This window comes from Asanoa iriomotensis (assembly GCF_016862515.1).
Taxonomy (GTDB): Bacteria; Actinomycetota; Actinomycetes; order Mycobacteriales; family Micromonosporaceae; genus Asanoa; species Asanoa iriomotensis.
This window is the reverse complement of record NZ_BONC01000139.1, coordinates 1-7422: the sequence shown is the minus strand read 5'-3', so window position 1 is coordinate 7422 and position 7422 is coordinate 1. Positions and strand designations below refer to the sequence as shown.

The window sequence follows — 7422 nt, the reverse complement described above, 5'->3', positions numbered from 1 at the left end:
ATCTGGGCGGCGCCCGCGCGCCCGGGCCACGCCCACGCCTCCGGGCCGCGCCGACGGGTCGGTGCGGGGCTATGCGACCGGGCCGCACCTACAGATCGGGCCACGCGCATGCTTCCGAGCCATTCGCAGGCTTGCGGGCCGTGCCCGGGTCTGGGCCGAACTCGCGCGTGGGGGCCGAGCCTGCTGGCCTCGGCCGCACCGCCTCAACGAGTCCGGGGCAGCACCGGCACGTCGCGCCTGCGGTTCCGCCCCGTGACGCCCCGCTGCGACCAGGCCGAGGCAGCACAACCCAAGAAATCGTCGCTGAACCACAAGCTCCAGGGCGACGACGCTTCCAGCCAGCAAGAGGTTGCGAAGTGGGGTAATTCACCGCCAAGAGGGACAACCGCACCCCCTGAAAATGGCGAGGGCCCGTCCCCAACGGGACAGGCCTTCGCCAAAAAGCAAACTCAGTGAGCCGCGACAAACACCCGAGAAGCGACCTCGCGCGGCAGCCGCACCCGATCGCCCGAGCGGTCGATCGTCACCCCGTCGCGCTCCTGGGCCACAGTCACCGTCGCGCCCGGGTCGACGCCGGCCGCGTGTAGTTGCCGCAGGACGTCGGAGTCCGTCTGGACGCTCTCGCAGATGCGGCGGACGATCACCTGGCCGGTCAGGCCCGGGAAGGCCAGGTTGCGCTCCTTGTTGTCGAAGCCGTCGGCCTCCACCGGAGGGTTGCCGAGTGCGTCCAAGCCCGGGATCGGGTTGCCGTAAGGCGAGCGCGTCGGACGGTTGAGCAGGTCGTAGACCTTCTGCTCCACCGCGTCGCTCATCACGTGCTCCCAGCGGCAGGCCTCTTCGTGGGCCTCCTCGTAGGGCATGCCGATCACGTTGACCAGCAGCAGCTCGGCGAGGCGGTGCTTGCGCATCACCGAGACCGCCTGTTCGCGGCCCAGGTCGGTGAGGTGCAGGTGGCGGTCGCCCTCGACGCGGAGCAGGCCGTCGCGTTCCATGCGGGCGACGGTCTGGCTGACGGTCGGGCCGCTCTGGTGCAACCGCTCGGCGATCCGGGCGCGCAGGGGCGGCACACCTTCCTCTTCCAATTCGAGGATGGTGCGCAAATACATCTCGGTCGTGTCGACAAGGTGATTCACGGCAGAAGGCCCTCCTAGCTGTCGATATTACCTCGCCACACCGACAACCCCGACGCCGCGAACGGCGCGGGCGGGTGTTCACTGGAGCGCGTGGTTTCCGCCGATGATCTCATGATCGACCCCGATGAGTTGCTTTCCGGTCTCGCCGGCACGACCGTGCTCGACGCCCGTTGGCGGCTCGGTGGCCGGCCCGGCCGCGAGGACTACGCCGAAGGTCACATCCCCGGCGCCGTCTTCATCGACCTCGACACCGAGCTGGCGGGTCCACCCGGGCAGAACGGACGCCACCCGCTGCCCGACCCGGCACACCTTCAGACAGCGCTCAGGGCCAAGGGCATCGACGACACAAGCAAGATCGTCGTGTACGACGCCGGTGACGGTCAGGCCGCCGCCCGCGCCTGGTGGATCCTGCGCTGGGCCGGCCACCGCGACACGCGGGTCCTCGACGGAGGCCTCAAAGGCTGGGCCGCCAAGGGCCACCCTGTCACCGCCGAAACGCCCGCACCGAGCCAAGGCGACATAACCGTCAGACCCGGCAGCCTGCCCACCCTGACCGCAGACGAGGCGGCGAAGCTCGCACAGACCGGCACCTTGATCGACGCCCGCGTCGCACCCAGGTTCCGCGGCGAGGTCGAGCCGGTGGACGCCGTCGCCGGCCACATCCCCGGCGCGGTCAACCGGCCGACTACCGAGAACACCGGCGACGACGGGCGGTTGCGGCAACAAGAAGAGCTGCGCGACGCCTTCGGGGTCGACGAGGACGCGCCGGTCGGCGCCTACTGCGGCTCCGGCGTCACCGCCGCGCACACCGTGCTGGCCCTGCACCGCGCCGGCCGTACCGACGCAGCTCTTTATGTCGGCTCCTGGAGCGACTGGATCACCGACCCGAACCGCTCGGTAGCGACCGGGGAATAATGAGCCCATGCCGGACCAAGCCGTGGTGGTGTGGGACGAGGACCTGCTCGGGTACGACCTGGGTGATCATCCACTGGACCCCGTGCGGGTCGAGCTGACCATGGCGCTGGCGCGCGAGCTGGGCGTCCTCGACCGAGAAGGCGTCCGGGTCGTCAAGCCGACCCCGGCCGACGACGCGGCGCTGACCCGCGTGCACCGGCTCGACTACATCGAGGCCGTCAAGGTCGCACCCCACGACCCGTTCTTCAGCGGCTACGGCTTCGGCACCCCCGACAACCCGGTCTTCGACCACATGCACGACGCGTCGGCCCTGGTCGCGGGTGCGACGATCGCCGCGGCCGAGGCCGTCTGGCGCGGCGAGGCGACACACGCGGTCAACGTCGCCGGCGGGCTGCACCACGCGATGCCCGGCCGGGCCTCCGGCTTCTGCGTCTACAACGACCCGGCCGTCGCCATCGCGCGCCTGCTCGACCAGGGCGCCGAGCGGATCGCGTACGTCGACATCGACGTCCACCACGGCGACGGCGTCCAGGCGATCTTCTGGGACGACCCCCGCGTCCTGACCGTCTCCCTGCACGAGTCGCCGCTCGCGCTGTTCCCCGGCACGGGCTTCCCGGAGGAGGTCGGCGGCCCCAACGCCGAGGGGAGTGCGGTCAACGTCGCATTGCCACCGGGTACGGGCGACCGCGCCTGGCTGCGTGCCTTCCACGCCGTGGTGCCCAGCGTCCTGCGCGCGTTCCGCCCGGAACTGCTGTTCAGCCAGTGCGGCGCCGACAGCCACCGCCTCGACCCGCTGGCCGACCTGCGCCTGACCGTCGACGGCCAGCGCGCCGCGCAGATCGCGATGCGCGACCTGGCCGAGGAACTGTGCGAGGGGCGCTGGGTGGCCACGGGCGGCGGCGGGTACGCGCTGGTCGAGGTCGTCCCACGCACCTGGACCCACCTGCTGGCCACGGCCACCGGCGACCCGCTCGACCCACTGCTCCCGACCCCGCCGGGGTGGCGTGCATTGGCCGCAGTCCGGGCACCCGGCCGGGAGATCCCACACCGACTGACCGACGACGGCGACGTCACGTTCGAGCCCTGGCAGCCGGCCAGCGACGACGCCGTCGACCGCGCCGTCACCCAGACCCGCACGGCGGTCTTCCCGCTGCTGGGCCTCGACCCGCTCGACCCGCGCGACTGATGCTGATCCGGGCCGCGACCCGTGCCGACCTGCCGTCGCTCGCGCCGGTGATCACGGCCGCGATCGAGGAGTCGCAGCGGGCCTACCTGGACCCGGCCCAGATCGCGTCCAGCCGGGCGATCATGGGCGTCGACACCCAACTCGTCGACGACGGCACCTACTTCGTGGTCGAGACCGACGGTGCCGTCGCGGGCTGCGGCGGATGGAGCCGGCGGGCCACCCTCTACGGCGGCGACCACTCGACGGGCCGCGACGCGGCGCTGCTCGACCCGGCCACGGAACCCGCGCGGATCCGGGCCATGTACACGCATCCCGCGTACACCCGGCGGGGTGTCGGTCGTCTGGTCCTGGCGCACTGCGAGCGGGCGGCCCACGCGGAGGGCTTCCGCACGCTCGAACTGATGGCGACGCTCTCCGGCCAGCCGCTCTATGCGGCCGCGGGATTCGTCGCCGTCGAACACCTCACCGACGCGACCGGCGGCGCGCCGGTCCCCTTGATCAAGATGCGTAAGCGGATCGAGCCCTGACCGTCCCGGTCATATGGTAGGGACGAGAGGCGAGGGAGCCGACGTGACCGAGCATGCGACGCAGCGATCGGCGGACGTCCTGCTGAGTGACGGCGCGACCGTCCACGTGCGACAGATCCAGCCCGACGACGCGCCGGAGGTCGTCGCCGCGCACTCGCGGTTCTCGGAGCGCACCCGCTATCTGCGCTACTTCTCGCCGTACCCGCGGATTCCCGAACGCGACCTGCACCGCTTCGTCAACGTGGACCATCGCGACCGGGAGGCCTTCGTCGTCGAGGTCGGCGGCCGGATCGCCGCGATCGGCCGTTACGACCGGCTCGGCCCCGAGTCCGGCGACGCCGAGGTCGCGTTCGTCGTGGAGGACGCGTACCAGGGTCGCGGTATCGGTCCTCTGCTCATGGAATATCTGGCCGCGGCCGCGCGCGACGCCGGTATCACCCGGTTCGTCGCCGAGGTGCTGCCCGCCAACGCGATGATGTTGCGGGTCTTCGCCGATTTCGGGTACGAGGTCGAGCGCCGCTACGCCGACGGCGTCGTGCATCTCGCGTTCCCGATCGCGCCGACGGAGAGTTCGCTGGAGGTCCAGTGGCGGCGCGAGCACCGCACCGAGGCGCGGTCGATCGCCCGGTTGCTGGCACCGCGCGGGGTCGCCGTCTACGGGGCGAGCGCCAGCGGTCACGGTGTCGGCGCGGCCGTGCTCGGGCACCTGCGCGACGGCGGGTTCGCCGGGCCGGTGGTCCCGGTCCATCCGAACGCGTCGCGGGTCGGCGGCCTCGCCGCGGTGGCCCGGGCGGCCGACGCCGCGGTGCCGCTCGACCTGGCCGTGGTCGCCGTGCCGCCGGCGAGCGTCGTCGACGTCGTCGAGGACGCCGCCACCGCCGGGGTGCACGCCCTGGTCGTGGTCAGCGCGGGCTTCGCGGAGGCCGGCCCGGAGGGAGCGGAGGCGCAGGCGTCGCTGATCCGCCGCGCGCACGCCGGCGGCATGCGGGTGGTCGGCCCGAACTGCCTGGGCATCGCCAACACCGATCCGGCGGTGCGGCTCAACGCCACGCTCGCGCCGCGGCTCCCGGCGCCGGGCCGGATCGGCTTCTTCAGCCAGTCCGGCGCGCTCGGGGTCGCCCTGCTCGCGGAGGCGGACCGGCGCGGGCTGGGGCTGTCGACGTTCGTCTCGGCCGGCAACCGGGCGGACGTGTCGGGCAACGACCTGCTGCAGTACTGGCGCGACGACCCCGGCACCGACGTCATCCTGCTGTACCTGGAGTCCTTCGGTAACCCGCGCAAGTTCGCCCGCCTGGCCCGCGGCATCGGCCGCGACAAGCCGATCGTCGCGGTCGCGTCACCGGCCCGCCCGCCGGGCAGCACCGACCGCGGCCCCGACCCGGCGGCGGTCCGGGCGCTGTTCGCCCGCTCCGGCGTCATCCGGGTCGACACGGTCGGCGAACTGTTCGACGTGGGCGCGCTGCTGGCCACGCAGCCACTGCCCGGGGGCCCACGGGTGGGCATCGTCGGCAACTCGCCGGCGCTGACGACGTTGGCGGCGCGGGCGTGCGCGGCCAACGGCCTGGTGGTCCCGGCGGGCTACCCGAGCGACGTCGGCCCGGTGGCCGGCGCACACGAGTTCGGCGACCGGCTGGCCGAGGCCGCCGTCGACCCGGGCGTGGACGCCCTGGCCGTGGTGCTCGCCCCACCGCTGCCGGGCCAACTGGTCGAGGACGATGCCGACTTCGCGGCGACGATCGCCAGCGTCGCCCTGGCCGGCGACAAGCCGGTCGTCGTGACGTCCCTTGTGGAGCGGGTCCAGCCGGGCATCCCGGCCTATCCGTCGGTAGAGGAGGCGGCACGGGCCCTGGGCCGGGTCGCGGCCTATTCCCAGTGGCGCCGCCAACCACCCGGCACCGTGCCCGCACTGTCGGGTGTGGACATGTCGGCCGCGGCGGAGGCGGTGGCGCACGACGACCGCGAGGCGCTGCTCGCGGCCTACGGGATCCCGCTGGTCCCTGACGCCCTGGTCGACTCGGCACCGGACGCGGTGGCGGCGGCGACGGTGCTGGGCTTGCCGGTCGCGCTGAAGGTCGCCGGCCTGGCCCTGCGCCACCGCATCGACCTGGGCGCGGTCCGCCTGGACCTACGCGACACGGACGCGGTGCGGGTCGCCTACCGGGAACTGTCCGAGACCTTCGGCCCACAGGTCCTGGTCCAGCCGATGGTCCCGGCCGGCGTCCCCTGCGTGGTGGAGATGATCGAGGATCCAGCCTTCGGCCCGGTGGTCGGCTTCGGCCTGGGCGGGGTGGCCACGGAGTTGCTCGGCGACCGCGCTTGGCGAGCGGCCCCACTCAGCGACCGCGCCGCGGCGGCCCTGGTCGACGAGCCCCGCGCGGCCCCGCTGCTGCACGGCTATCGGGGATCGTCACCGGTCGACCGGGCGGCCCTGGAGGACCTGCTGCTGCGGGTCGGCCGCCTCGCCGACGAACAGCCGCGGGTCCGCTCGCTGTCGCTGCATCCGGTGCTGGCCCGCCCGGACGGCCTGTCGGTCCTGCACGCCACGATGACCTTCGGCGACCCGGGCACCCGTCCGGACACGGGCCCGAGACACATCTGAGGTGGCTCAACCAAGGCAAGCGCAGGCGGGCAGGTAGCTCAGCAGGAGGCCGGTCACGGCCGCGGCCACGATCGCGGCGCCACCCATCCGCCCGACCAGCTTGCCACCACGCACGTCGCGCAGATAGGCGTTGACGCCGTAGCCGGCGAAGAGCAGCAACCCGACAGCGATCGAAGCGGTGACGTACGGCGCGGTCCGAAACCCCCACCAGGCGAGAAGCAGCAGGCCACAGGCAGCCAGCGCGACAAGGATCTCCCCGAGCAGGTCGGCGATCTGATCGGCGAGAAACGCGAGACCATCGCGCACCACATCCATGACCCGCTGCACGCCCCGCAACATCAGGCGAGTATGTCCTGACACCAAGCAAAGTCTGAAGAGCGAGATCGTTACTCGGGTCCGCCGTGGTCCGGACCGTCGCTCCCGCCAGCCACCGGCCCGGGCCCAAGGGGGCCCGTGCCTGCCACCTCCGCGGTGGAAAACCGAAAGGCTGTTGCCCGCCGCGACCGGTCGAGTGGGTAGCGCCGCGCGTGGACTGCGGCCGTGGCGGGGTCGGGTGGTTGGTGCCGGGCGTGGGTTGGGGCCGGGCCGGGTGGTTCGTCGCCGACCGTGACGCCCCCGGGCACGGCGCCCGACGATGTTGTCGCGCGGGCCGCGCGCTGCTGGCCACCCCGGGCCTGCTGGTGATCACCCGCGCGCCCGGCAGCGGCCGTAACACGCTCCTGCACGACCTGGCGGCCGCGTTCCGCGGCGTGCCGGGCGTGGGTTGGGGCCGGGGCCGGGTCGTGTGGTTCGTCGCCGACCGTGCCGCCCATGGCACGGCGCCCGACGATGTTGTCGCGCGGGTCGCGCGCTGCTGGCCACCCCGGGCCTGCTGGTGATCACCGGCGCGTCCGGCAGCGGCCGCAACACACGCTCATGCACGACCTGGCGGCCGTGTTCTGCGGCGTGCCGGGCGTCGGTGGGGCGGGGGTGGTCGGGTGGTTTGTGCCGGGTGTGGGTTGGGGCTGTGACCGCGTCGGGTGGTTTGTGCCGGGCGTGGGTTGGGGCTGCGGTGGGGTCAGG

7 protein-coding genes are annotated in these 7422 nt (G+C 73.0%); 5 read left to right on the top strand and 2 right to left on the bottom strand.

Going from position 1 to position 7422, the window contains the following annotated elements; translation table 11 throughout:
- Positions 1-449: 449 nt before the first annotated feature.
- Entirely contained in the window at positions 450-1133 is a 684-nt protein-coding gene (locus Air01nite_RS40095) for an iron-dependent transcriptional repressor DtxR (protein ID WP_203708670.1), read from the bottom strand.
- A 90-nt stretch (positions 1134-1223) separates the two neighbouring features.
- Here Air01nite_RS40095 and Air01nite_RS40090 point away from each other — a divergent pair, with 90 nt between their 5' ends.
- From Air01nite_RS40090 to Air01nite_RS40075, 4 genes are read left to right on the top strand one after another with little or no spacing between them, the layout of a single operon-like run.
- The gene (locus tag Air01nite_RS40090) at positions 1224-2048 is read left to right on the top strand and encodes a sulfurtransferase (protein ID WP_203708669.1); all 825 of its coding nucleotides are present in this window, start codon (positions 1224-1226) and stop codon (positions 2046-2048) included.
- Between the two features lie 7 nt (positions 2049-2055).
- Positions 2056-3234 (top strand): acetoin utilization protein AcuC, encoded by a 1179-nt coding sequence (locus Air01nite_RS40085; RefSeq protein ID WP_203708668.1) that lies wholly within the window; start codon positions 2056-2058, stop codon positions 3232-3234.
- Positions 3234-3761 (top strand): GNAT family N-acetyltransferase, encoded by a 528-nt coding sequence (locus Air01nite_RS40080; protein WP_203708666.1) that lies wholly within the window; start codon positions 3234-3236, stop codon positions 3759-3761. Before Air01nite_RS40085 ends, Air01nite_RS40080 begins: the two co-directional genes overlap by 1 nt.
- 13 nt (positions 3762-3774) lie before the next feature.
- Positions 3775-6360 carry a bifunctional acetate--CoA ligase family protein/GNAT family N-acetyltransferase gene (locus Air01nite_RS40075; protein WP_203708664.1) on the top strand — a complete coding sequence of 862 codons (2586 nt, stop codon included), beginning with the start codon at positions 3775-3777 and terminating at the stop codon, positions 6358-6360.
- 6 nt (positions 6361-6366) lie between these two features.
- Here Air01nite_RS40075 and Air01nite_RS40070 read toward each other — a convergent pair whose 3' ends face one another.
- A complete protein-coding gene (locus tag Air01nite_RS40070; RefSeq protein WP_203708662.1) occupies positions 6367-6699 on the bottom strand; it encodes a hypothetical protein in 333 nt (110 codons plus the stop codon).
- Between the two features lie 230 nt (positions 6700-6929).
- Here Air01nite_RS40070 and Air01nite_RS40065 point away from each other — a divergent pair, with 230 nt between their 5' ends.
- The gene (locus tag Air01nite_RS40065) at positions 6930-7238 is read left to right on the top strand and encodes a hypothetical protein (protein ID WP_203708660.1); all 309 of its coding nucleotides are present in this window, start codon (positions 6930-6932) and stop codon (positions 7236-7238) included.
- The last annotated feature ends 184 nt before the right edge of the window (positions 7239-7422 follow it).